The sequence below is a fragment of the Mesorhizobium sp. M1342 genome (assembly GCF_040317955.1).
GTDB lineage: Bacteria > Pseudomonadota > Alphaproteobacteria > Rhizobiales > Rhizobiaceae > Mesorhizobium.
This window is the reverse complement of sequence record NZ_JAMYLI010000001.1, coordinates 78,935-101,206: the sequence shown is the minus strand read 5'-3', so window position 1 is coordinate 101,206 and position 22,272 is coordinate 78,935. Positions and strand designations below refer to the sequence as shown.

Sequence of the window (22,272 nt, the reverse complement as noted above, 5' to 3'; positions counted from 1 at the left end):
TCTGCTGCTTCAACTGCGCGGCTTCAAATTCTCCGGATCATAAAGCGGCTTGTAGCCGACAGCGGCGACTTCGACCGGATATGTCTCGCCGAAATACTCGATGGTGAGCTTGCGGCCTTCCTGGGCGTAGGCCCATGGCAGATAGGCGAGGCCGATGTTCTTGCCGATGGTCGGGCCATAGGCCATCGACGTGGTGAACGACCGGCGGCCGAGTTCGTCGACCAGCGTCTCGCCGGTCTTCGGGTCCATCACCGGCATCGTGCCGACAGGATAGCGGGCAACGCCTTTGGAATCGACATTACTGGTCATCACCAGCGTGCACAGCATGGCCGGTTGGTGCTCGCGGGCGCGGTATTCGACATGTTTGGCCTTGCCGCAAAAGTCGTTCTCCTTGACCTTCGGACGCGCAAGATCGGCTTCGAGCAGGTTGTACTCGGTCAAAAGGTCGGCGTTCTGCAGGCGCAGGCTCTTTTCCATACGGCGGGTGTTGGCATAGGTCTCAACGCCGAAGGGCATCACGCCGGTCGAGCGCAGCGCGTTCCAGACAGCGAGACCGTCCTCGTAGCGCATATGCAGTTCCCAGCCCTGCTCGCCGACATAGGAGATGCGGAAAGCGCTGACATCCTTGCCGCCGATCCGGACCGGCTTGATCGCCGCGAATGGGAAGTTCTCAACAGAGAGCCCGTCCGGATTCTCGACCACCTTCTGCAACGTCGCCCGGGCGTTCGGCCCCCAGATGCCGATGGTGACATATTTCTCGGTCACGTCGGTGATGGTGACGTCGAAACCTTTGTCCTGTGCCGTGCGGCGCATGTACTGGAAGTCGCGCGGACCGGCGTCGGCGCCATCGATCAAACGACAGCGGTCGGCCATGCGGATGACGGTGAAGTCGGCGCGCACCATGCCTTCCTCGTCGAGGAAGTGAGTGTAGATGCCCTTACCGATGTTGTTGTCGCCGCCGATCTTGGCCGCGCACAGCCATTCCAGCAGCGCGACATGGTCGGGACCCTCGATGTCGTACATAGCGAAATGCGACAGGTTGACGATGCCGCAATCCTCGCTCATGGCGAGATGTTCGGCATTGGAGACGCGCCAGAAATGGCGGTTGTCCCATTCGTTCTCACGCACCGGCACCCGGTTGCCGTATTTTTCCAAGAGATGCTCGTTGGCGGCGTAGCCGTGGGCGCGCTCCCAGCCGCCAAGCTCCATGAAATAGCCGCCGAGTTCCTTCTCGCGTTCCCAGAACGGCGAGCGCCTGATGTTGCGGGCTTTCGAGAACGGCTCGCGCGGATGCACCGCCGGATTGTAGACCTTCATCGCCGTCTCGGTGCAGCGATCCCAGATGAATTGCTCCTTGGTCTGGTGCGGATAGAACCGTGCATAGTCGATGGCATGGTGATCGATCGCGGTGCGGCCGTCGGTCATCCAGTCGGCGATCAGCTTGCCCATGCCGGGACCATCCTTGACCCAGATGGCGACGGCATACCAAAGGCCCCGCACCTTCTGGCTTTCGCCCATGGACGGGCCGCCATCCGCGGTCACCTGCAAGAGACCGTTGAAGGAATGGCTCTCATTGTAGCCGAGTTCGCCGAGGATCGGCGTCAGTTCCATGGCGCGTTCGAGCGGTGCCAGGATCTGCTCCATGTCGAGGTCGCGCTGTGAGGGCGAAAGCCGCGCCTGGTCCTTCTCCAGCAGGTCGCGCGGATGGCAAAGGCGCGGATTGGTCTCTTCGTAGTAACCCCACTCGATCTGCCCGCCCTCGGCGGTCTTTGGATCGCCGGTGTCACGCATATAGGCCGAGTTGCCCTGGTCGCGCAGCAGCGGCCAGCCGATCTCCTTGCCGGTGCCGGCAAACTCGTTGTAGGGGCCGAAAAAGGTCAGCGGATGGTCGATCGGCATGACAGGCAGATCCTCGCCGACCATTTCCGCGATCAGCCGGCCCCATATGCCGGCGCAGACGATGACATAGTCGGCCTCGATGGTGCCGCGATCGGTCACCACGCCTGAAATGCGGCCGTCCTTGACGACAAGCGACCGAGCCGGCGTGTTGGCGAAGGATTTGAGCTTGCCCGAGGCTTCCGCCTGGTCGACCAGCTTGCCGGCGACCGTCTGCGAGCGCGGGATGACCAGACCGGCATCGGGATCCCACAGGCCGCCCTGCACCATCGCTTCTTCGATCAGCGGAAATTTTTCCTTGATCTCGGCCGGTTCGATCAGACGGGCGCGCGTGCCAAACGCCTTGGCGGAGGCGATCTTGCGCTTGATCTCTTCCATGCGGCTGTCGTCGCCGACACGCGCAACCTCAAGGCCGCCGATACGCGCGTAATGACCCATCTTCTCGTAGAAATCGATGGAGTAGAGCGTCGTCCAGCACGACAGGAAATCGTGGCTGGTGGTGTAGCAGAAGTCGGAGGCGTGCGCGGTCGAGCCGATATCGGTCGGGATGCCTGATTTGTCGATGCCGACAATATCGTCCCAGCCGCGTTCGATCAGATGATGGGCGATCGATGCGCCGACAATACCGCCCAGGCCGACGATGACGACCTTCGCCTTTTTCGGAAACTCTGCCATTGCCCGCGACTCCAAAGTGATAAAGCGGGCGGACTATAGGGCGGAGCGGCAGGCCGATTGAAGCCTGTTTGCGACATTGGCAAAAAGCCGAGCGACCAGACGGCAGAATGCTTCACACCGGCGCCTGGGGCGGTTCGCTTTTCGGTGGGCTAACTCAGGCGAAGGCCCAGATGTCCTCGGCCTGAAAGCCGACCTGATAACCTGATGTCTTCAGCTTGACCACGACCTGGCCGATCTCCGGGGCGGGCAGCGCGCCGACCTCGACCTTGATCATGCCGGGGCGGTAGCGCTTGAGGTCCAGCTGTTCGAAGACGATCCAGTCGGCGCCCTCGCAATCGACGAGGAAAGCGTCGATATGGCTGATGCCGTTGCGATCGAGCAGCGTCTGCAAGGTCTCGGATGGCACCTCGATGTCCCTGAGATGCGGCGCGAACTTGTTGAAATTGGCGTCGGCCTCGCCCCAGGCATTCTTGCCCGACATCAGATTGGTGTCGGTGACCGACGAGCAGCCGATAAATTCGATGGGCAACGTGCCGGCCTCGAGGGCGGCGGCATCGAAGGTGTGGACGGTTATCGTGCCCTTTGTCTTCGTCACCGCCACCGGCTCGATGATGAAGCGGTCCGTGTCTGGATAATTGGCGCGCAGTCTCTTCTGGTTGTACGGGATCGGCTCGACCAGCATGGCCCGTGCACCGGGAATCCTGTGCAGCCAAGGCGTCACATCGTCGAACAGTGCGCCGTCGCAGGCGCCGACATTGACCATCTGGAACGGTCGCCCTGCACCACCAAAACGCGCCTTCAGCGCCGCCCTGGCCAGGAACTTGGTGCCGCGCAGCGACGGGCCGCGATCGAGAACGCCCTTGGGAAGAGCAAGCGACAGGGCAACGCGCGCCAGGCTGGATAGCGAACTCATGACTTGTCTCCGGGAATGATTTGCATGGCAGCGCGATTCTGGCCGCGAGCCACGGCTGCCCACAGCGCCATGAACGGCGTCGCCAGCAGCAGGAATGGCGGAATCAGATGGGGGAAATAGATGCGCGTGTCGTGGATCGGGAAGACGGTGAACTTCGCCAGCGCACCGAGCACCAGCGCCGCAAACAGGATGCCGGCGCGGCGATCGAGGCGGAAGCCGGCGCGGGCGGCAGCAAACCAGCCGGCCAGTGCCAGCACCGACACGCCGACCCAACTGTTCAGGCTGACGGCGCGCAGCAGCGAGGTGGCAAACGCCCTGAGATAGGTGGTGACCGAGAATGGCGGCTCGAATCCGTCCATATTGAAGTGCTGCTCGATGCTGGAGAACCACAGATGCGGCGCCCAGCCGGGATGATGCGCCCAGTGAGAGATGGCGAAGTAGGCCACGAAGGAAGCGGCAAAACCGGCCAGCGCACCCCATGCCCTCTGCCGGTACGCGACCAGCAGCACAGCGAAAATCGCCAGGAAAACAATGTTGTCCGGCCGTACCATGAAGGCGAGGAAGAGCAGGATCGCCGTTGCCACCTCGAGGCCGCGGACATAGGCATAGAGCCCGCCGAGCAGCAGCGCTGAAGTGAGCAGATCCGGTGTCGAAGCGCGTGCCGCATCGCCGAAATCGGCCATGATCAGCACCGCGCCGACGATAGGCGCCAACGCCAATGCCCCTGTGGAGCGTAGCCACATCAACGCGATCGCGCCAAACAGCAGCACGGAGAACACTGAGACCAGTCGCATTGCCTCGACCGGCGACATCACCGCGCTCAGTGTCGACAGGATCTCGGCATAGAGGAACTTGATCCGGTACATGCCGAGCAGTGAATGGAAGTCGGCGGCATTCTCCGTCATGTGACTGCGGAAGCCGCCTCCATCGTCGGTCAGCGCCTTATAGTCGCCTGCGGACACGCCCGATTTGACAGTGTTGTAGGCATAGTCATGCAGCGCCTGCGCATCGGGATAGGTGCCTTCCTCCGATATAGCGAGATAGGGCAGCATGTCCCAGTTGGCGTCGGGCATCACCCAGGCGGTGAACGCTGTAAAAAGAATGTAGAGCGCGAAGGCCGCCGCGCCGATCGGTGTTGCCAGCCGCGCATAAGTCCCCTCGCCCCACGCCAGACCGGCTCCGATGAGGCGGTCGAGCGGGTTTTGTGGATCGGGCGACTTGGTCAGCATCGTTGTACCCAGCGAACTCGCTTAACGAACCTGGCTTTTGACGAAATCCTTGACGATCGACACGATGCCGCGCGACAGCAGGCTGTCGAAGGCGTCGACGAAGCGGTCGACATGCTCGCGCTGGCAGATCAGCGGCGGCTCGAGCCGGATGACGTTGCGGTTGTATTCGGTGAAGGCGACCAGCACATCGTAGTCGCGCAACAGCAGCGCCCCGATGAAGCCCGACAGCGAACCCTTCAGCTTGTCGTCGAGCACGCTGACGATCGGCCGCAACACCATCGGCAAGGTCTGCGAGAAGTCGTGGAACTCCAGGCCGATCATAAAACCCCTGCCGCGCACCTCCTTGATGATCTTCGGGTACTTTTCCCTGAGCGTCTGCAGGCGCTGCAGCAAATAGTCGCCGGTGATGGCGGCATTGTCGATCAGCCCTTCATCATAGAGTACATTGAGCCCCTCGATCGAGGTGACGCAGGCCTCGCCCATGCCGCCGAAGGTCGCCATGGCATGGATCATCGCCGTTTTCGGCGTGCCATAGGCCTTCATGTAGACCTCGCGCCGCGCGATCATCGCGCCGACCGCCGCCTTGCCGGCGCCAAGCGATTTGGCCAGCGCCGTCACATCGGGAATGACGCCGTAATGCTCGAAGGCATAGAAGCGGCCTGACCGGCCATAGCCGCACTGCACTTCGTCGGCGACCCACAACACGCCATACTGGTCGCACAGCGCCCTTAGCTTCTGCCAATATTCAGCAGGCGCCTGGATGATGCCGCCGCCGCCCTGGATGGTTTCCAGCACGATGACGCCGACCTCCGGGTCGGAACGGAACAGGCGCTCGACCGCCTCGATGTCGGCAAACGGGATGCGGACCGTGTTTTCGGCCACCTTGAAGTCGGCGCGGTAGAGCTGGCCGTCGGTGATGCCCAGCACGCCCTTGGTCTTGCCGTGGAAGGAATTCTCGGCATAGACGATCTTCGGTCGCTTCGGACCGGCGGCGCGCTCGGCGAGCTTAACCGCCGCTTCCATCGCCTCCGAGCCGGACGAACCCAGAAACACCATGTCGAGATCGCCGGGCGAGCATTTGGCGATGTTGTGCGCAAGTGCCGCCGCATATTGCGACATGAAGGCGATGGCGATTTCCTGGCGCTTCTCCTCCTGGAATTTCTTGCGTGCTTCCAGGATGCGCGGATGATTGTGGCCGAAGGCCAGCGATCCGAAACCACCGAAGAAGTCGAGGATCTTGCGGCCGTTCTGGTCGATGTAGAACATGCCTTCGGCACGCTCGATCTTGATCTTGTGGAAGCCGAGCAGCTTCATGAAGTGCAGCTGGCCGGGGTTGAGATGCGCCTTGAACAGGTCGGTCATGCGGGCGACGTCCATCGCCTTGGCCTGCTCGACGCTGATCAAATCGGGCTTGGCGATGGTCGCTGGCGACAGCGACGGCGCGCTGACCATGGTGCGCAAATTGGTCTGTTCGGGCTTGGCCATGACGGTCATTTCAATCTCCTGTCTGCACGCACGACCAGGATCGGGCGCAACGAAAGCTGTTTTGCGAGCCGCTATTCGGCGGGCACATGTTTGGTGGCGACTGCGTGGCCGGCTTTCTTTGCGCGGTACTCGCTATAGGCGGCGATCAGCATGTCCTCGTCGCGATATTGCGGCACCCAGCCGAGCTGGCGCCCGGCCTTGGACACGTCGAGCACGCAGTCCTCGTCGGCGATCAGATACTGTTCCGGGTCCATGATCGGCATGTTGAAGAGGTCGAGCAGGTCGAGCGTGCGCTTGACCGCCCAGCCCGGTGTCGGGATCAGGATCGATTTCGAGCCGGCATGCCGGATCAAATCGCCGAGCAATTTCTTGACCGGCGGCGGGTTGAGCGAACCCAGATTATAGGCCTCATTAGGCACACCGGCCTTCCAGGCCGCGCGCGCGGCCTCGGCGCAGTCGAACACCGAGATGAACTGATAGGGGTTCCTGCCCGAACCGATCATCGGCACGGGAAGGTTCCAGTCGATCAGCTTGAACAGCTTTTCCAGGATGCCGAGCCGGCCTGGGCCGATGATCAGGCGCGGGCGAAACAGCGAGATCGACATGCCGCGCTTGCGCCATTCGGCCGCCAACTCCTCTGTCTTCTGCTTCGACCAGCCATATTCGCCCAGCGGCGCCACCGGGTGCTCCTCGGTCATCGGCTGCGTGACCGTGTGGCCGTAGATCATGTCGGTCGTGTAGTGGACGAGTTTTGTCGCACCGGCTCTGTCCATGGCCTGCATGATGTGCTCGGTGCCGTGGAAATTCACCGGGAAAAAGAAATCGTGCCGCTTGGCCCGCACCTGGATCGGCGACAGCATCTTGGCCGACAAATTGTAGACCATATCATCGGCCTTCAGCCCGACCGCCGCGACCGACGCCGGATCGGTGACGTCGCATTGGATAAAGCGGACGGTGCGGTACTGCGGCAGGTCGCTCTTGACGACGTCGGCGACGACAACCTCTTCACCATCGGCCACAAGCTTCGGAGCAAGGTGGCGGCCGACGAAACCGTCACCGCCGAAAATCACATGTCTCATCGAATGATCTCGTTTGCTTGGATCTTGTCGGGCATGATGGAAGCGGTCTGGTCCTCATGCCCTTGCTTACCCAAATCCCGGCCACTTTGCGCGATCAGCACCGTGCCGACGCAGATGAAGGCGATGCCGGCGATCCGCCAGCCATTGAGGTCCTCGCGGAAGACGAAATAAGCGAAGATGGCGACGGCAACATAGGCGAGGCTGAGGAACGGATAAGCGAAGGAGAGCTCGACCTTGGACAGCACATAGAGATGCGAGGCCATCGAGATGACGAAGGTGCAGAGGCCAAGGAACACCCAGGGGCTGAAAACGATCTGCAACAGCTTGACGAGCGGATTGACGCCCTCGAACGAGATCGGCCCGAGCGACATCATGCCTTGCTTCAGCATCAGCTGTGCGGCGGCATTGGTCATGACCGTAAAGAGAATGAAGACGATGTATTTCATGTGTTCCGAGCCACCCCTTCATGCTTCCTATTACAAACCAGCAAACATTTCGTGAAGCCACAAGAATGTTTTGAGTGAATCATGGATTTAACGATCGATAACCAAGAATTACTCAAGTTATATCTATTCCGCTGCCTCGGCTACGCAGCGCCGCGTGTCGAGCTTCCTTGCCGTCCGCGCCCAGAAACTCGATAGGAAGGCGGGATCGCGAAGCAACTCCAGCCGCGGCCATTCGGGAAAGGACGAAGCGAAGATGTCTGCGCCCATACGAGCATCCTTGTAGGGATTGACGGCGCCGCCTGCCTCGACGGTGATGCGATCGAGTTCCCGCAACAAGGCCAGCGTCGCAGCCCCCCTGTTGGGGAAATCCAGCGTCAGCGTGTAGCCGGGACGCGGGAACGACAGCAGCGCCGGCGAGCGGATGGAGCCGAAGCGTTTCAATACGGTGAGGAACGAGCCCTGCCCGGCTTGCCTTGCAGCCGCAAGCAATGCCGGCACGGCCTCGCGCGCCGCCGCTTCCGGCACCACGCTCTGGTGTTGGAAAAGCCCTTTCGGCCCATAAAGCCGGTTCCAGTCGCGCACGCCGTCGAGCGGGAAGAAGAAGCCCTGGTAGCCAACCTGGCGCGGCGCCGTCGACCGCCCCTTCTTCCACCTGTAGGCGGCGTTGAAGGCGGTCAGGAACGGCCGGTTGAGCACATTGAACGGCGGCTGGACCGGCACCGAGAGATTGCCACCGGCGCGCGAGGCGGCATGCGAGCCGTGCTCGGCATGATTGCCTGTAAACAGCAACCCGCGACCGCTATTGCGGCCGCCGGCAAGTTGGTCGATCCAGGCGACCGCATATTCATTGGCCTGATCGGCCGCCTCGGCCAAACCGAAGAACTCGTCGAGATCGCGAAACGGCGTCGCCTTTTCGACGATGTCGAGCGAATGAACCCGCATCAACCGGATCGAGGCAGACAGGATGAGACCGGTCAGCCCCATGCCGCCGATCGTCGCCGCAAACAGGCGCGCATTGTCTGCTGCCGAGCAGCGATAGGTCCTTCCGTCGGACCTGAGCAGCGTGAAGCTCTCGACATGGCAGCCGAAGGTGCCGCGCCGGTGATGGTTCTTGCCATGCACGTCATTGGCGATGGCGCCGCCGAGCGTGACGAATTGCGTGCCTGGCACAACCGCCGGAAAGAAGCCGTAAGGGGCGGCGTGGGCGATGATGTCGGACAACAGCACGCCGGCATCCGCCTCGAGAACACCGGTTTCGGCGTTGAAGGCGTGGATGCGGTTCAGCGATCGCATATCGACGACCGCTCCGGCCTCGTTCTGGCAGGAATCGCCGTAGGAGCGGCCATTGCCATAGGCAAGCAGCGACGCCGGCTTGGCCCGACCGCCCTTCAGCAGCGCGATCGCCTCATCGGCCCCGATGGCGCGCGGCGCCGGCGGTGTGGCAAGGCCAAAGCTTGGGAAACGTCCGGCGGCCATGCCTACCAGCCCCCGATGACCAGCATCACCGCACCGATCAGCACCACGATCTGGCTGCGCCAGTCGCGGATGATGAACACGACCGGATCGTCATGCATCTCGTTGCGGCGCGCCAGGATCCAGACGCGCATGGTGAGATAAAGCACGATCGGCGCCAGCGGCCAGATCAGCCATGGATGCGGATAGAGCTCCCGCACCGCGACACTGTCCATGTAGAGCGCCAGCACCAGCGCCGAGGAGAAGGCCGAGGCCATGCCGGCCTGGGCGACGATCTCCTGGTCTTCGGTGCGATAGCCGCGGCCGGCAATGCGCTCGCCAGGCGGAATGGCGGTGGTGCGCAATTCGACGAAGCGCTTCACCAGCGCCAGCGACAGGAAGAAGAAGATAGAGAAGGCCAGCAGCCAGAACGAGACGTCGACGCCGGTCGCCGCCGCACCGGCCAGGACGCGGATCGTGTAGAGGCCGGCGAGCGTCAGCACATCGACCAGCAGCATGCGCTTGAACGACAGCGAATAGGCCGTGGTGACGACCATGTAGCCGCCAAGCACAGCCAGAAATTCGTGCGACAAGAACAGCCCGGTGCCGAAGCCGATCGCCAAAAGCATCGCAATCGCGCCAAGTCCGAACGGGATGGACAGCGCACCGCTGGCGAACGGCCTGTTGCGCTTGGTGAGGTGTTTGCGGTCGAGCGCGAGGTCAAAGAAATCGTTGAGGATGTAGATGGCCGATGCCACCGCACTGAACGAGACGAATGCCAGCAGGCATTGCCAGATCATGTCGGTGTTGAAATATTCGTGCGAGAGCACCATCGGCACTGCGATCAGCGAATTCTTCAGCCACTGATGGACACGCAGCATCTTGACGATGGTCCGCAAAGTCGGCTTCGGCGCCGGCATCGTCTCGGCGCCATGTGCCGCCTGCCAGCGCGCGGCATGGCGGTCGGGCGCGACGACGATCGCGTTGCGCGCTGCATCAAAGACTTGGAGATCGTGACGGCTGTTGCCGGCATAGTCGAAACCGCCATCACCATAGGCTGCGATCAGCGAAGCGCGCTTCCTGCCCGAGGTGAGATTGGCGAGACCATCGGTGGCCAGCACCTGGTCGAAAATGCCGAGATGGACCGCGATGGCATCGGCGAACTTGCGCGGCGTGCCGGTCGCCAGCACGATCTTGCGGCCTTCGGCATGCTCGGTCCGGAGGCGGCAAAGCAGCACCTCGCGATAGGGCAGCGATGCCGGATCGATGTCGATGCGCTGCGCGATTGCCTGCTTCAGCCGCGCCGGTCCGCCGGCGGCCCAGAAAGGCACGAGGAAGATATAGAGCGGGTTCTTCTTGAGAAGGATGAACAGCCCTTCCCACAACAGGTCGGTCGCGATCAGCGTGCCGTCGAGATCGACCGCAAGCGGTATTGCGTTCCTGTCCGACCGCGCATCCATGTCCTACCCTGCCCGCGTAGAGTTGCGCGCCGCTTTTCGGCGTCTTGAGGCTGGTATAGCGGGCGATGACGTAGCGAACGTTAAAACGCACGGTTGCAGACGGCTGCCATGGGGGTATTTCCGGCGTCATTGTTAAACAACCGCTACCGGAAACGATAAAAGGCCGGGCAAATTCCCGGCCTCCGCAATCGTGACGCCAGGATTACTTGATGCGGGCGACACCGCCCGAAATCTCGACGGTTTCCGAACCGGTCAGGGCTTCGAGGTCGCCATTGGGCAAGGTGACGAAGCAGCCATTCGGGCAGAACTCAACCGTTTCGCCACCGGCCAACGCAAGGTCGGTCTTGCTGCCGCCCTCGGTGACGACCAGCGTTCGGGTCTCGGCGTCCTTGTTGACCGCGCTCGCGGCATGGACCGAGCCGATAGCGGCGACCAGGGCGACGGCAGCGACGAGAGACTTCCACATGGTGCAATATCGGTGTTCCCACCGCCTCTGTTGCATTTCGCAAGGCATTTTCGCCTTTGCATGGAGCTTATATGAGATGGAAGCTGAACCGCAACTGAATGCCCCATTCATGCCGCAATCGGCTTTCGATGGTTGAGACCCACCGATTCCCAGCCTAGTCCGGATCTGGCTTCCTGGTTTTGCGGGACTTGACCAGTCGCTTCTTCTCCGCCTCGGCTTCGGCCTTCACCTGCTCCTGTTCGGCGAAGTCGGCCTCGATCTTGTCGTCGTCTGTCGGCCAGGCCTTGGGCTTGTGGGCCTCGACCACGGCGCGTGGCGTCGAGGGCATCTCGATGTGTTCGCTGCTGAATTTTTCAAGCACGGCAAAACGGATGTCGTTCTGCGCGATGTTGCCGTTCATCACATCGGCCAGGAACACGCGGATCTCGAATTCCAGGGCGGCAGGGCCGAAATTGGAAAACAGCACGAAGGGTTCGGGGTTCTTCAGCACCATCGGGTGGCTGCGGGCGATCTCCAGCAGGACGGCATGAACCTGCTTGACGTCGCTGCCATAGGCGACGCCGACCTTGATGTCGATGCGGCCGAGCTTGTTGCGGTGCGTCCAGTTGCCGACGGCATTGTTGATCAGGTTCGAGTTGGGCAGGATCACCGATTGCCGCTGGAAGGTTTCGATCTCGGTGGCGCGCACGCTGATCTTCTTGACTGTGCCGCTGACATCGCCGGCAACGATCCAGTCGCCCACCTTGAACGGCCGTTCGGCCAACAGGATCAGGCCGGAAACGAAATTAGACACCACGTTCTGCAGGCCAAAGCCGATACCGAGGGAAAGAGCGCCGGCGACCAGCGCCAGGCTGGACAGGTCGATGCCCGCCGCCGAGATGCCGACCAGTGCCGCGAGCGCGACGCCGGCATAGCCGACCGCCAGCCGGATCGAGTTGCGCACGCCGGTATCGACCTTGCCACGCGCCATCACGGAACCGTCGAGCCAGCCCTGGAACCAGCGTGTCAGGAAATAGCCTATGACGAAGACGACGATGCCGGAGAGGATGCCGGTGACCGAGATCGTCACCGAGCCGATGTTGATCCCGGTTGCGAGCTTGTAGGCCCAGGCCTGGATATCGCCGGGCTGGAAACCCCACATCAGCAGGATCAACGGCAGGAACACCAGCACGATCATCACATTGATGGCAACGCTGACGACAAGGCCGAGCTGGTCGAGGGCTGTATCCTCGTAGCTGGATTTGGCCGACAGCCAGCGCCCGACGGTCGTGTTGGCGAAAGCACCCTCCTCGCCGATCGCCTGCGCCGACAGGAAGCCGATATAGGCGGTGATCAGCACGGTGCCGGTAACGACGACCTGCAACGAAACGAACAGAGCAAGGCCGATGTAACCGAGCAGCGCCGCGACGATGGTGAAAAGACCGAGCGCAAGCGCCGTATAGCGCAGCCATGCCGGCCAAGGCCGCCAGCTTCCGTCACGCGCCTTGAACGGCCTCAGCATCGCCATCAGGATCAGGATGACGCCGACGATGATGGTGGCGCCGAAACTGCGGGCGATGGTCAGCGACAGCGGCGAGCCCATTTTGTCGTTGATGACCGACAGGAAATAATTGACGCCGATGACCACGGCCATGGCGGTCGTCAGCCGCACCAGCCAGCGCGCCGGACCTGTCTCGACGGGGATAAGGCGCCAATTCGGCAGCCGCGGCTCGAGCGCCGCATTGGTCAATCGGTTGACGCAGAACACCACCCCGATGACGGCCGCGAGCGCATTCAGGAAGAGGCCGATGTCGCCACGCAACACATTGTAATAGTTGAAAAAGAACACCGTGGAGGCCAAGAACACGCCAACCGCCAGCGTCGGCAGCAAGGTCGACCAGAAGGCCACCGACAAGCGGCTGAGATAGGATGGATCCTCATTGGCAGGGTCGGCTTCGAACACGCGCCCGAACAGGCGCCGGCCACCGACCAGCAGCACCAGCGCCAGCCCGAGCGCCACGAAGGTTGCCGCCAGAATGGCCTGGAACTTGAACTTGAAAGCGAAGCTTAGCCATGACGACACCGCTTTGTAGAAATTGCCGAATTCGTCCCTGGCGTCCGAAAAGACCTGCGGGCTGAGCGCGTCGGACAGCACATAGCGCTTGGTGAGCACATTGCGGAACAGCTCGCTGCGCATGTTGCCGATCTTGTCGATCAGCCCGCTGATGCGGATCGAAAGCGATTGGGCTTGCGCAATGACGGCATTGATCTCCGCCTTTTCCGACACCAGCGCCTCGCGTTCGCCGCTGACGATGTCGGGCTCCGGCGGCTGACCCGCGGCAGGTGCCGCGCCAAGCTGCTCAAGACGGCTGTTGATCTCGCCAAGACGCGTACGGAAGGCCAGTGCGCTGTTCAGCGATTGCCGCGACAGCTCCTCGAGTTGCAAGCGGATATCGACAAGGCTGCTATCCTCCTCGCCGTCCTGCTGTATCTGCTTCTCGAAATTGTCGGTCTTGGTCGTCAGCGCCTGGATGATCTTCTGCTGGTCGGCGACCAGTCCGGCAGGCGCCTGGCCAAGCCCCTGTGCCACCGCATCGAACGACAGCGGCGCCGAGACGACAAGCGTGAGGATCAAAATGAGACGAAGCAATCGGAAAAGCATGATTTGTTGGCGACTCATCGGCGGCGAAGGCAATTTGAAAGCCTGTCCTTGATAAAGACGGCCCTATCATGGGGCAAGCCGTCGCATCGCGGACTCATCCGATCATTGACCTCACTGATCCTGACTCTCATTGAGCCCAGACCCCATTGATCCCCTGACCGATGCGTCGGCCAGTCGAAAGGCGATGGCGCAATATTGGCTTTGCCGGTGCGGCCTGCTCTATAGTCTGCCGCATCGCCCGAACCGGATGACATCAATGGCAGAGTACTCGGCCTTTTCGCTGCTCGCGAACGCGCTCAAGGGAAACAAGGATTGGAAGCCGGCATGGCGCAAGCCGGACCCGAAGGCGTCCTATGACGTCATCATCATCGGCGGCGGCGGTCATGGGCTGGCGACCGCCTATTATCTTGCCAAGGAACACGGCATCACCAATGTCGCCGTTGTGGAAAAGGGCTGGCTCGGCTCCGGCAATGTCGGCCGCAACACAACGGCGGTGCGCTCGAACTATCTGCTGCCGGCCAACACCCGCTTCTACGAACACTCGATGAAGCTGTGGGAAAACCTTTCGCACGAGCTCAACTACAATGTCATGTTCTCGCAGCGCGGCTGCCTGAACCTGGCGCACACGCCGGCCCAGTTCGACGACTATGCAAGACGCGGCAATGCCATGCGCCATCTCGGCGTCGATGCCGAACTGATGACGAAGGCTGAGATCAAACGTCTGATTCCGGCGCTCGACATCTCCGACAGCGCGCGCTTTCCGGTGGTTGGCGGCCTGATGCAGCGACGCGCCGGCACCGCCCGCCATGATGCGGTGGCCTGGGGCTATGCGCGCGGCGCCGACCGTCGCGGCGTCGACATCATCGAAAACTGCGAGGTCACCGGCTTCCTGCGCGACGGCGACCGCATTTCAGGCGTGACGACGTCCCGTGGCGACATCCGCGCCAGGAAGGTGGCCGTTGCGGTCGCCGGCAGCACCGGGCGTGTCATGCAGCTTGCCGGTATCGAGACAATGCCGATCGAGAGCCATGTGCTGCAGGCCTTCGTCACCGAATCGCTGAAACCCTTCATCGACACGGTCGTCACCTTCGGCATGGGCCATTTCTACATGTCGCAGTCGGACAAGGGCGGCCTCATCTATGGCGGCGACATCGACGGCTACAACAGCTACGCCCAGCGCGGCAATTTGCCCGTCGTCGACGAGGTGATGAGCGAAATGCTGGCGCTGTTTCCGGGCCTTGCGCGCGTGCGCATGCTGCGCTCCTGGGGCGGTGTTTGCGACATGTCGATGGACGGCTCGCCGATCATCACCACCGGCCCCCTGCCCGGCATGTATCTCAACTGCGGCTGGTGCTATGGCGGCTTCAAGGCGACGCCGGCTTCCGGCTGGTGCTTCGCCTGGACCATCGCCAAGGACCAGCCGCACGATCTCAACGCCCCCTTCACCCTCGACCGCTTCCACCGCGGCCTGGTGATCGACGACAAGGGCCAGGGTGCAAACCCGCGGCTGCATTAGGCATTAGGTAGAGTTCAATGTTGATCACTTGCCCCTATTGCGGCCCGCGCGACGTCATCGAGTTCACCTATCAGGGTGACGGCAACCGTGAGCGCCCCGACCCCGCCTCGCAGAATTTCGAGGCGTGGAACGCCTATGTCTATGACAGGCTGAACCCGGCCGGGGATCACAACGAGATCTGGCAGCATTCCGGCGGTTGCCGCACGCATCTGCGCGTCGTGCGCAACACGCTGACGCATGAGATTTCCAGCGTTGCTTTTGTGCGCGGTGATCATCAAGGGCGCGGCGATCATGGCTCCGCCGCGCGCCGCAAGGCGGAGGACAAGTCATGAGCCCGCGCCGCACCGACACCGGCGGCCGCATCGACCGGCTGAAAACCATCCGCTTCACCTTCGATGGCGCATCCTACACCGGCCATGCCGGCGACACGCTGGCGTCAGCCCTGCTGGCCAAGGGCGTCACGCTGTACGGCCGCTCGTTCAAATACCACCGCCCGCGCGGATTGCTGACTGCCGGCGTCGAGGAGCCCAATGCGCTGGTAACGGTGCTGAAGGGCGAGGTTCGTGAACCCAACATCCCGGCGACCATGGTCGAGATCCATGACGGCCTGGTTGCCATCAGCCAGAACCGCTTCCCCTCGCTTGCCTGGGACATCAACGCCGTCAACCAGCTCGGCGGCAAGATCCTGTCGGCCGGGTTCTACTACAAGACCTTCATGGGACCGGTGTTCGGTCCGCTCAAAGGCACGCGCTTCTGGATGTTCTGCGAACACTTCATCCGCCGCGCAGCCGGTCTCGGCAGTGCCGGATCGGCGAAGGACCCGGCCCGCTACGAACGCATGAACGCCTTTTGCGAGGTGCTGGTGGTCGGCTCCGGCCCGGCCGGACTGATGGCCGCCAAGGCCGCCGCCGATCAGGGCGCGCGCGTCATGCTGGCCGATCTCGAGCCGCGTTTCGGCGGCTCGGCCAACTGGTCCGATGAGACGATCGACGGCGCGCCGGCCGCAGACTGGGCCCGTCGCACCGTCGCCCAGCTCGAAGGCCGCGACAATGTCCGGCTTTTGCCGCGCACCACGGTGTGGGGTTATTACGACAACAACACGCTTGCCGCGCTCGAACGGGTCAGCGACCACAAGGATCAGCCAGGCAAGGGCGAGCCGCGCCATCGCTATTGGGCGATCCGCGCCAAATCCGTGGTCCTGGCCACTGGTGCGTTCGAGCGGCCGCTGGTCTTCCCCGGCAATGACCGGCCAGGCGTGATGCTGGCGCATGCAGCCGAGCGCTATGCCAACGAATTCGGCGTGCTGCCGGGCGAGCGGATCGCACTGTTCACCAACAATGACAGTGCCTATCGGGCGGCCGTCGCCTTGAAGAAGGCCGGTGCCGCGGTCGTCGCCATCGCCGATGTCAGGCCGGAACTTTCGCCGGAGATGCGCAAGCTGGCCGCGGAAGCGGAGGCCGAGATCTTCGCCGGCCATGCCGTCGTCGCCACCGAAGGCGGCAAGGCGCTGTCCGGCCTCAAACTGCAGCGCTTCGACATGACCAATGGCACGCTCATCGGTGATGCCCGCAGCATCCACGCCGATTGCCTGCTGATGTCGGGCGGCTGGTCGCCGACCATCCATCTGGCCAGCCAGGCCGGTGCCAAGGCGGAATGGAACGCCGCGCGGCAAGCTTTCCTGCCGCCAAAGCCGACACAGAGCTGGATTGGCGCCGGCGCTTTCACTGGCAGTTTTTCCACCGCCGAGGCCATCGCCGAAGGCCGCGCCGCCGGCCTCGCCGCCGCCGGTGGAACGAGCACGCCGGCCGTGCTGCCGACGGTCGAAGCAGCACCTGGCGATCCCGATCCGGCACCGGTGTTCGAGATCAGGGCCAAGGGCAAGAGCTTTGTCGATTTCCAGCACGACGTCACGGCAGAAGACGTGCGACTTGCACACCGCGAAGGCTTCGTCTCGGTCGAGCATCTCAAGCGCTACACCACGCTCGGCATGGCGACCGACCAGGGCAAGAGCTCCAACGTGCCTGGCTTGGCCATCATGGCCGAAGCGCTGGGCAAGCCGATCCCCGAGGTTGGCACGACACGCTTCCGGCCGCCTTTTGCGCCGGTGTCGATCGGCTCGCTGGCGGCGGAACGCTTCGGCGACCTGAAGCCCGAGCGACTGACGCCGATGCATGACTGGCATCTGGCCAATGGCGCGACGATGTATTCCGCCGGCCTCTGGTATCGCCCTATGATCTACGGGCTTTCAGGCGAAACGGTCGAGCAGGCCTATGTGCGCGAAGCCAAGGCGACACGCGAAAGCGCCGGCATCGTCGATGTCTCGACATTGGGCAAGATCGCCGTGCAGGGCCCCGACGCCGCCGCATTCCTCGACCGTGTCTACACCAACATGTTTTCGACGCTGGCCGTCGGCAAGGCACGTTACGGCCTGATGCTGCGCGAGGACGGCCTTGCCTTCGACGACGGCACCACATGGCGGCTCGGCGAGCAGGATTTTCTGATGACCACCACCACGGCCAATGCCGGCAAGGTGATGCAGCATCTGGAATATTTCCTCGACGTGATCTGGCCGGAGCTGAAGGTGCATGTCACCTCGGTGACCGACGAATGGGCGGGTGCCGCGATCGGCGGCCCGAAGGCCAGGCAGATCCTCGCCGCCTGTGTCACCGGCACATCGGTCGACAACGCCACTTTGCCCTTCATGGGCATCGTGCGCGGCGAGATAGCAGGCGTGCCGGTGATGATTTGCCGGCTGTCCTTCTCCGGTGAAATGGCGTTCGAGGTCTATTCCGGCGCCGGCTACGGCACCCATGTCTGGGAAGCGCTTGTCGAGGCCGGCAAGCCGTTCGGGTTGGTCACCTACGGCCTTGAGGCTCTAGGCACCATGCGCATCGAAAAAGGCCATGTCACCGGCGCCGAGATCGACGGCCGCACCACGGCACGTGACCTGCATCTCGACTGGATGCTGTCGAAGAAGAAGCCTTTCATCGGCTCGGCGATGATGGACCGCGAAGGCTTGATCGCATCGGACCGCCTCGAACTGGTCGGCCTGATCGCCCTCGATAACCGGCCGCTCAACGGTGGCGCCCACATCGTCGAGGAGGTTGACGAAGCCAATCCGCACGACTCCATCGGCCATATTACCGCCTGCTGCTATTCGCCGGCGCTCGGCAAGCATATCGCGCTGGCGCTGGTCAAGGGCGGCAAGGCACGGCAGGGCACGCGCGCCCATGTCTCCGATCCCTTGCGCAACCGCTTTGGACCGGTCGAGATCGTCTCCAACCACTTCTTCGATCCGGACGGGAGCCGCATGCATGGTTGAGCGCCAGTCACCCGAACCCTTGTCGCCACTCGAACCGGAATTTCACGTCGGCTCACACGGCAATTTCGAGCATGGCGTCGAGATCATCCTGACCGAGACGCGGCCTGGCTCGATCGTGCAGCTGGCAGCGTGGCCCGGCGAGGAGAAGAAGCTGATAGCAGCCATCCGCACCGTCACCGGGCTTGCTCTGCCCGATGGCGCAGGCGGCGGCTTGAGCGACGGCGTGAAATCGGTGTTCGGCTTCGCGCCGGGAAAGTTCACTATCGCCGACGAGGCCGAAGGGTTGGCCCCCGCCTTTGCCAAAGTGGTAACGCCGGCCATCGGCACCGTGACCGATCTTTCACATGGCCGCACCGCCATCCGCATTGCCGGGCCTAAGGCTGAATGGGTGCTGGCGAAATTCTTCGCCATCGACTTTTCGCTGCCGGCCTTTCCCATCGGCGCCGGCCGCTCGACCACCCATCACGACATCTTCGCCCAGATCCAGCGCACCGGCGCCGACCAGTTCGACATCTATGTCTTCCGCTCATTCGCACGCTCGTTCTGGAAGGCGCTCTGCCATGCCAGCGAGGAAGTCGGCTACGAGGTGCAGTAGGCGCCCTGTCGGCCAGGGCGCCGCGTCACTTCTGGCATCAACGCCAGCCGGTTCTGCCGCTAGAGAATCGCGCCTCGGGCGCTCATGGTTGGAAACATGACCGCCAGGCCGGTCCAAGGGGTAAATCCCGTCTCAGAGTCGGCACATTCGTTTGGTTCGAACATCTCCATGACCGCAGAACTATCCGCCGGCGCCACGGATTGCGCCGATGTGCCGGCCAGAGCGTTGCTCCTGCTGCCGCTGACGGTCGCCTGCGGCGTGTTCATGACCAGCCTCGACCAGAATGTCGTGGTGACGGCGCTGCCCGGCATCAGCGAAAGTCTCGGCCGTCCGCCCAGCCAGCTCGGCCTGCTCATCACCGTCTATGTCGCCAGCCTGATCATCTCGATGCCGCTTGGTGGTTGGGCCGCCGACCGCTTCGGCCTGCGCAACGTCTACTGCTTTGCCTTGCTGGTGTTCGCCGCCTCGTCGGCGCTGTGCGGACTGTCGAACGATATCTGGATGCTGGTTGGCGCACGCGCCCTGCAAGGGTTTGGTGGCGCGCTGATGGGCACGCTCGGCCAGGTCGTCATCCTGTCGACCTTTCCGCGCAGCCGAACGCTGAAGATCAACATGTACATCTCGCTGGCCGGCCAGTCCGGACCGTTGGTCGGTCCGCTCGTCGGCGGCGCGCTGACCACCTACATTTCCTGGCGCTGGATCTTCTTCATCAACGTGCCGTTCGCGCTGGCGGCGGCAATTCTTGCCGCCTCGCTATTTCCGACGATGACCAAGCCGGTGCGCACGCCGTTCGATTTTCCGGGCTTCCTGCTGGTCGGCAGCGGCATGGTGCTGCTGGTCTTCGGCATGGATTCGCTTGCCGCCAAGGATGCCGCGGGCGGCATCATCGCCGCCGAACTGGCGCTGGCGCTCGTCATCCTGACCATCGCCTCGTTCTACTGCCTGCGCGTGCGCAATCCGCTGCTCGATCTCAAGCTGTTGCGCATCCGTACCTTCCGCATTTCGTTCCTCACCGGCGGCGGGCTGGATACGATCGGGCTCAGCTCGGTGGTGTTCCTGCTGCCCTTGATGTTCCAGCTCGGCTTCGGCATGAGCGCGGTGCAGGCGGGATCGCTGACCTTCGTCGCCGCGGTCGGCTCGGTGGCCATGCGGTTCTTCATGCCGCGTGTCCTCAACCGTTTCGGCTTTCGCCGCGTGCTGGTCTACAACACGCCCATCGTCGCCGCCCTGGTTGCCGGCTTCGCGCTGATGCAGGCGACGACGCCGGTATGGATCGTGCTCACCTACATCTTCGTCTTCGGCGTCTTCCGCTCCGCGCAATGGGCCTCGACCGGCAATCTAGCCTACTCCGACATAGCGCCCGAGCAGCTCGCCCGTTTCAGCGCGCTCTATTACATATTATGGCAGCTGGCAGTGGCGATCAGCGTTGGCCTGGCCGCCGCGGCACTGTCGTTTCTGGCCGGTGGCGGCCCTGCCGTCGCCGACGACTTTCGCATCCTGTTCGTGATCGAGGGCGTCATCACGCTCTGCGCGCTGCTTGCCTACCTCAAGCTGACGCCGCAAGACGGCGTCCATGTCAGCGGCCACGGCGCACAGATGAACACGGAATGAAGCTGGCTGGCTTACTCGCTGAACGTCACCCACTCTTCCAGCGGCACGCGGTCGGTGCGGAAGGCGTTTTCAGGCTTTGACGTATCTTCGTAACCAACCGCCATGCCGCAGACGACGATCTCTTCGTCCGGAATGTCGAGCACCGGCCTGATCTGCCGGTGATAGGGCGCGAAGGCCGCCTGCGGACAGGTGTGCAGACCCCTGCCTCTAGCTGCGACCATGATGTTCTGCAGGAACATGCCGTAGTCGATCCACGAGCCCTGGTTGAGGCGGCGGTCGATGGTGAAGATCATGCCGACCGGAGCGTCGAAGAAGACGAAGTTGCGGTCGTGCTGGGCGCGCATCTTGTCGACCTCGCGGCGACCAATGCCGAGCGCGCCATAGAGGCCGAAACCGTTGGCGCGGCGGCGGGTCAGATACGGCTCGAAGAACTGGGTGGGATAATACCGGTACTCGTCCCAATCGGCTTTTTCGGCGCGAATGCCGGAATTGAGAATGGCGTCTGATATCCGCTGCTTGCTCTCGCCCTTGGTGACATAGACTTTCCATGGCTGCATGTTGGTGCCGGATGGGGCGCGCGCCGCAACCGCCAGAATGGCGCGGATGGTGTCGTCGTCGACCATGTCGGGCAGGAATGCGCGCACCGAACGGCGCGACAGGATCGCCTCGTCGACAATCTCGGCATCGCCCGCGATTCGGGGGTTATTTTCCAGCATGGGCCGTCCCTTACCCTTTGTCTCGATCGGACGTCCCCACTCGCCGCTCTCGGCGGAGCCTTTGCATGAACCGTCAAAATCGCGCAAGCAAATCTTGTGCATCCGTGAAAATCTACTTGATTTTTTCATGAGCTTGATTTCTCATGAAATTTGACGGTATTTTTTCATGAAGAGAGCGTTTTGCCTTCGACTACCGCAAGAACATTGCAGGGACCTGACGAACGCGTGCTGGCCGGCGATATCAGGGCCCTGCGCAAGGCGCGCGGGCTGACGCTCGCCGAGATCGGCCTGAAGCTTGGCCGTTCGGTCGGCTGGGTCAGCCAGGTCGAGCGCGGCCTGTCGATTCCATCGCTCGGTGACCTCCGAGCCTTCGCCGAACTGTTCGGCGTGCCGATCAGCCTGTTCTTCAGCCATGACGTGCCTGTCGAAAGCGAGCGCGGCGTGGTCGTGCGTGCCGGCAGGCGCCGCACGCTTGGCACAAGCGAATCCGGCCTGGTGGAGGAGCTTCTGTCGCCCGATCTCGGCGGTAGCTTCGAGATGGTGCGGTCGGTCTTCGCGCCGGGCGCGGAACTGAAGGCCGAGGCGCAGCGACCGACCGAGGAAGCCGGATACGTCGCGTCCGGACTGTTCGACATCGAGATCGGAGGTGTCTGGCATCGGCTTGGCGAGGGCGACTCCTTTCGCTTCGAAGGCAAGCCCTACCGCTGGCGCAATCCGGGTGCCGAGCCGGCAATTGTCATCTGGGTGGTTTCACCACCCGTCTATTGAGT

At 62.8% G+C, this 22,272-nt stretch carries 17 protein-coding genes; 6 read left to right on the top strand and 11 right to left on the bottom strand.

The window, feature by feature from the left end; translation table 11 throughout:
• Nucleotides 1-9: 9 nt before the first annotated feature.
• The 10 genes from NKH06_RS00475 to NKH06_RS00430 all read right to left on the bottom strand — a co-directional run bounded on the left by NKH06_RS00475 (nt 10) and on the right by NKH06_RS00430 (nt 13,742).
• Nucleotides 10-2,571 (bottom strand): GcvT family protein, encoded by a 2,562-nt coding sequence (locus tag NKH06_RS00475; RefSeq protein ID WP_352439860.1) that lies wholly within the window; start codon nt 2,569-2,571, stop codon nt 10-12.
• Between the two features lie 154 nt (nt 2,572-2,725).
• Nucleotides 2,726-3,484: an FkbM family methyltransferase gene (locus NKH06_RS00470; RefSeq protein WP_023812328.1), complete on the bottom strand. Its 759-nt coding sequence runs from the start codon at nt 3,482-3,484 to the stop codon at nt 2,726-2,728.
• On the bottom strand, nt 3,481-4,713 hold the full coding sequence (locus tag NKH06_RS00465; protein ID WP_352891847.1) for a hypothetical protein: 1,233 nt from the start codon (nt 4,711-4,713) through the stop codon (nt 3,481-3,483). Before NKH06_RS00465 ends, NKH06_RS00470 begins: the two co-directional genes overlap by 4 nt.
• Nucleotides 4,714-4,734: 21 nt before the next feature.
• Complete coding sequence (locus NKH06_RS00460; protein ID WP_245273256.1) at nt 4,735-6,165, bottom strand: aspartate aminotransferase family protein; 1,431 nt, start codon at nt 6,163-6,165, stop codon at nt 4,735-4,737.
• A gap of 104 nt (nt 6,166-6,269) precedes the next feature.
• Nucleotides 6,270-7,277, bottom strand: coding sequence for an NAD-dependent epimerase/dehydratase family protein (locus tag NKH06_RS00455; protein ID WP_128304388.1), 1,008 nt, complete (start codon nt 7,275-7,277; stop codon nt 6,270-6,272).
• Entirely contained in the window at nt 7,274-7,723 is a 450-nt protein-coding gene (locus tag NKH06_RS00450) for an EamA family transporter (RefSeq protein ID WP_023812332.1), read from the bottom strand. The genes NKH06_RS00455 and NKH06_RS00450 overlap by 4 nt, the downstream gene beginning before the upstream one ends.
• A 123-nt stretch (nt 7,724-7,846) precedes the next feature.
• The gene (locus tag NKH06_RS00445; RefSeq protein WP_023812333.1) at nt 7,847-9,199 is read right to left on the bottom strand and encodes an FAD-binding oxidoreductase; all 1,353 of its coding nucleotides are present in this window, start codon (nt 9,197-9,199) and stop codon (nt 7,847-7,849) included.
• A 2-nt stretch (nt 9,200-9,201) separates the two neighbouring features.
• Nucleotides 9,202-10,635 carry a UbiA family prenyltransferase gene (locus NKH06_RS00440; RefSeq protein WP_023812334.1) on the bottom strand — a complete coding sequence of 478 codons (1,434 nt, stop codon included), beginning with the start codon at nt 10,633-10,635 and terminating at the stop codon, nt 9,202-9,204.
• A 202-nt stretch (nt 10,636-10,837) separates the two neighbouring features.
• On the bottom strand, nt 10,838-11,101 hold the full coding sequence (locus NKH06_RS00435) for a hypothetical protein (protein ID WP_023812335.1): 264 nt from the start codon (nt 11,099-11,101) through the stop codon (nt 10,838-10,840).
• A gap of 154 nt (nt 11,102-11,255) precedes the next feature.
• Nucleotides 11,256-13,742, bottom strand: a complete 2,487-nt coding sequence (locus NKH06_RS00430) for a mechanosensitive ion channel family protein (RefSeq protein WP_023812336.1) — start codon at nt 13,740-13,742, stop codon at nt 11,256-11,258.
• A gap of 256 nt (nt 13,743-13,998) precedes the next feature.
• Between NKH06_RS00430 and NKH06_RS00425 the strand changes: the two genes are divergently transcribed.
• From NKH06_RS00425 to NKH06_RS00405, 5 genes are all read left to right on the top strand, one after another.
• Nucleotides 13,999-15,258, top strand: a complete 1,260-nt coding sequence (locus tag NKH06_RS00425; protein WP_023812337.1) for a sarcosine oxidase subunit beta — start codon at nt 13,999-14,001, stop codon at nt 15,256-15,258.
• A gap of 17 nt (nt 15,259-15,275) precedes the next feature.
• Entirely contained in the window at nt 15,276-15,590 is a 315-nt protein-coding gene (locus NKH06_RS00420; protein WP_023812338.1) for a sarcosine oxidase subunit delta, read from the top strand.
• Entirely contained in the window at nt 15,587-18,580 is a 2,994-nt protein-coding gene (locus NKH06_RS00415; RefSeq protein ID WP_352891844.1) for a sarcosine oxidase subunit alpha, read from the top strand. The genes NKH06_RS00420 and NKH06_RS00415 overlap by 4 nt, the downstream gene beginning before the upstream one ends.
• Nucleotides 18,573-19,175 carry a sarcosine oxidase subunit gamma gene (locus NKH06_RS00410; RefSeq protein ID WP_023812340.1) on the top strand — a complete coding sequence of 201 codons (603 nt, stop codon included), beginning with the start codon at nt 18,573-18,575 and terminating at the stop codon, nt 19,173-19,175. Before NKH06_RS00415 ends, NKH06_RS00410 begins: the two co-directional genes overlap by 8 nt.
• Before the next feature lie 168 nt (nt 19,176-19,343).
• On the top strand, nt 19,344-20,786 hold the full coding sequence (locus NKH06_RS00405; RefSeq protein ID WP_352891842.1) for an MFS transporter: 1,443 nt from the start codon (nt 19,344-19,346) through the stop codon (nt 20,784-20,786).
• Nucleotides 20,787-20,797: 11 nt separating this feature from the next.
• On the opposite strand, the gene NKH06_RS00400 is transcribed toward NKH06_RS00405, so the two are convergent.
• Nucleotides 20,798-21,502, bottom strand: a complete 705-nt coding sequence (locus NKH06_RS00400; RefSeq protein WP_023812343.1) for a nitroreductase — start codon at nt 21,500-21,502, stop codon at nt 20,798-20,800.
• A gap of 180 nt (nt 21,503-21,682) precedes the next feature.
• Here NKH06_RS00400 and NKH06_RS00395 point away from each other — a divergent pair, with 180 nt between their 5' ends.
• Nucleotides 21,683-22,270: a helix-turn-helix domain-containing protein gene (locus NKH06_RS00395; protein ID WP_502895354.1), complete on the top strand. Its 588-nt coding sequence runs from the start codon at nt 21,683-21,685 to the stop codon at nt 22,268-22,270.
• Nucleotides 22,271-22,272: the final 2 nt, after the last annotated feature.

Bases quoted from the DNA above. Each gene is read 5' to 3' on its own strand.
- NKH06_RS00445 (WP_023812333.1), bottom strand. From the start codon at position 9,199: ATGGCCGCCGGACGTTTCCCAAGCTTTGGCCTTGCCACACCGCCGGCG.
- NKH06_RS00465 (WP_352891847.1), bottom strand. From the start codon at position 4,713: ATGCTGACCAAGTCGCCCGATCCACAAAACCCGCTCGACCGCCTCATC.
- NKH06_RS00475 (WP_352439860.1), bottom strand. From the start codon at position 2,571: ATGGCAGAGTTTCCGAAAAAGGCGAAGGTCGTCATCGTCGGCCTGGGC.
- NKH06_RS00405 (WP_352891842.1), top strand. From the start codon at position 19,344: ATGACCGCAGAACTATCCGCCGGCGCCACGGATTGCGCCGATGTGCCG.
- NKH06_RS00430 (WP_023812336.1), bottom strand. From the start codon at position 13,742: ATGCTTTTCCGATTGCTTCGTCTCATTTTGATCCTCACGCTTGTCGTC.
- NKH06_RS00470 (WP_023812328.1), bottom strand. From the start codon at position 3,484: ATGAGTTCGCTATCCAGCCTGGCGCGCGTTGCCCTGTCGCTTGCTCTT.
- NKH06_RS00460 (WP_245273256.1), bottom strand. From the start codon at position 6,165: ATGGTCAGCGCGCCGTCGCTGTCGCCAGCGACCATCGCCAAGCCCGAT.
- NKH06_RS00410 (WP_023812340.1), top strand. From the start codon at position 18,573: ATGGTTGAGCGCCAGTCACCCGAACCCTTGTCGCCACTCGAACCGGAA.
- NKH06_RS00455 (WP_128304388.1), bottom strand. From the start codon at position 7,277: ATGAGACATGTGATTTTCGGCGGTGACGGTTTCGTCGGCCGCCACCTT.
- NKH06_RS00435 (WP_023812335.1), bottom strand. From the start codon at position 11,101: ATGTGGAAGTCTCTCGTCGCTGCCGTCGCCCTGGTCGCCGCTATCGGC.
- NKH06_RS00440 (WP_023812334.1), bottom strand. From the start codon at position 10,635: ATGGATGCGCGGTCGGACAGGAACGCAATACCGCTTGCGGTCGATCTC.
- NKH06_RS00400 (WP_023812343.1), bottom strand. From the start codon at position 21,502: ATGCTGGAAAATAACCCCCGAATCGCGGGCGATGCCGAGATTGTCGAC.
- NKH06_RS00415 (WP_352891844.1), top strand. From the start codon at position 15,587: ATGAGCCCGCGCCGCACCGACACCGGCGGCCGCATCGACCGGCTGAAA.
- NKH06_RS00420 (WP_023812338.1), top strand. From the start codon at position 15,276: ATGTTGATCACTTGCCCCTATTGCGGCCCGCGCGACGTCATCGAGTTC.
- NKH06_RS00425 (WP_023812337.1), top strand. From the start codon at position 13,999: ATGGCAGAGTACTCGGCCTTTTCGCTGCTCGCGAACGCGCTCAAGGGA.
- NKH06_RS00450 (WP_023812332.1), bottom strand. From the start codon at position 7,723: ATGAAATACATCGTCTTCATTCTCTTTACGGTCATGACCAATGCCGCC.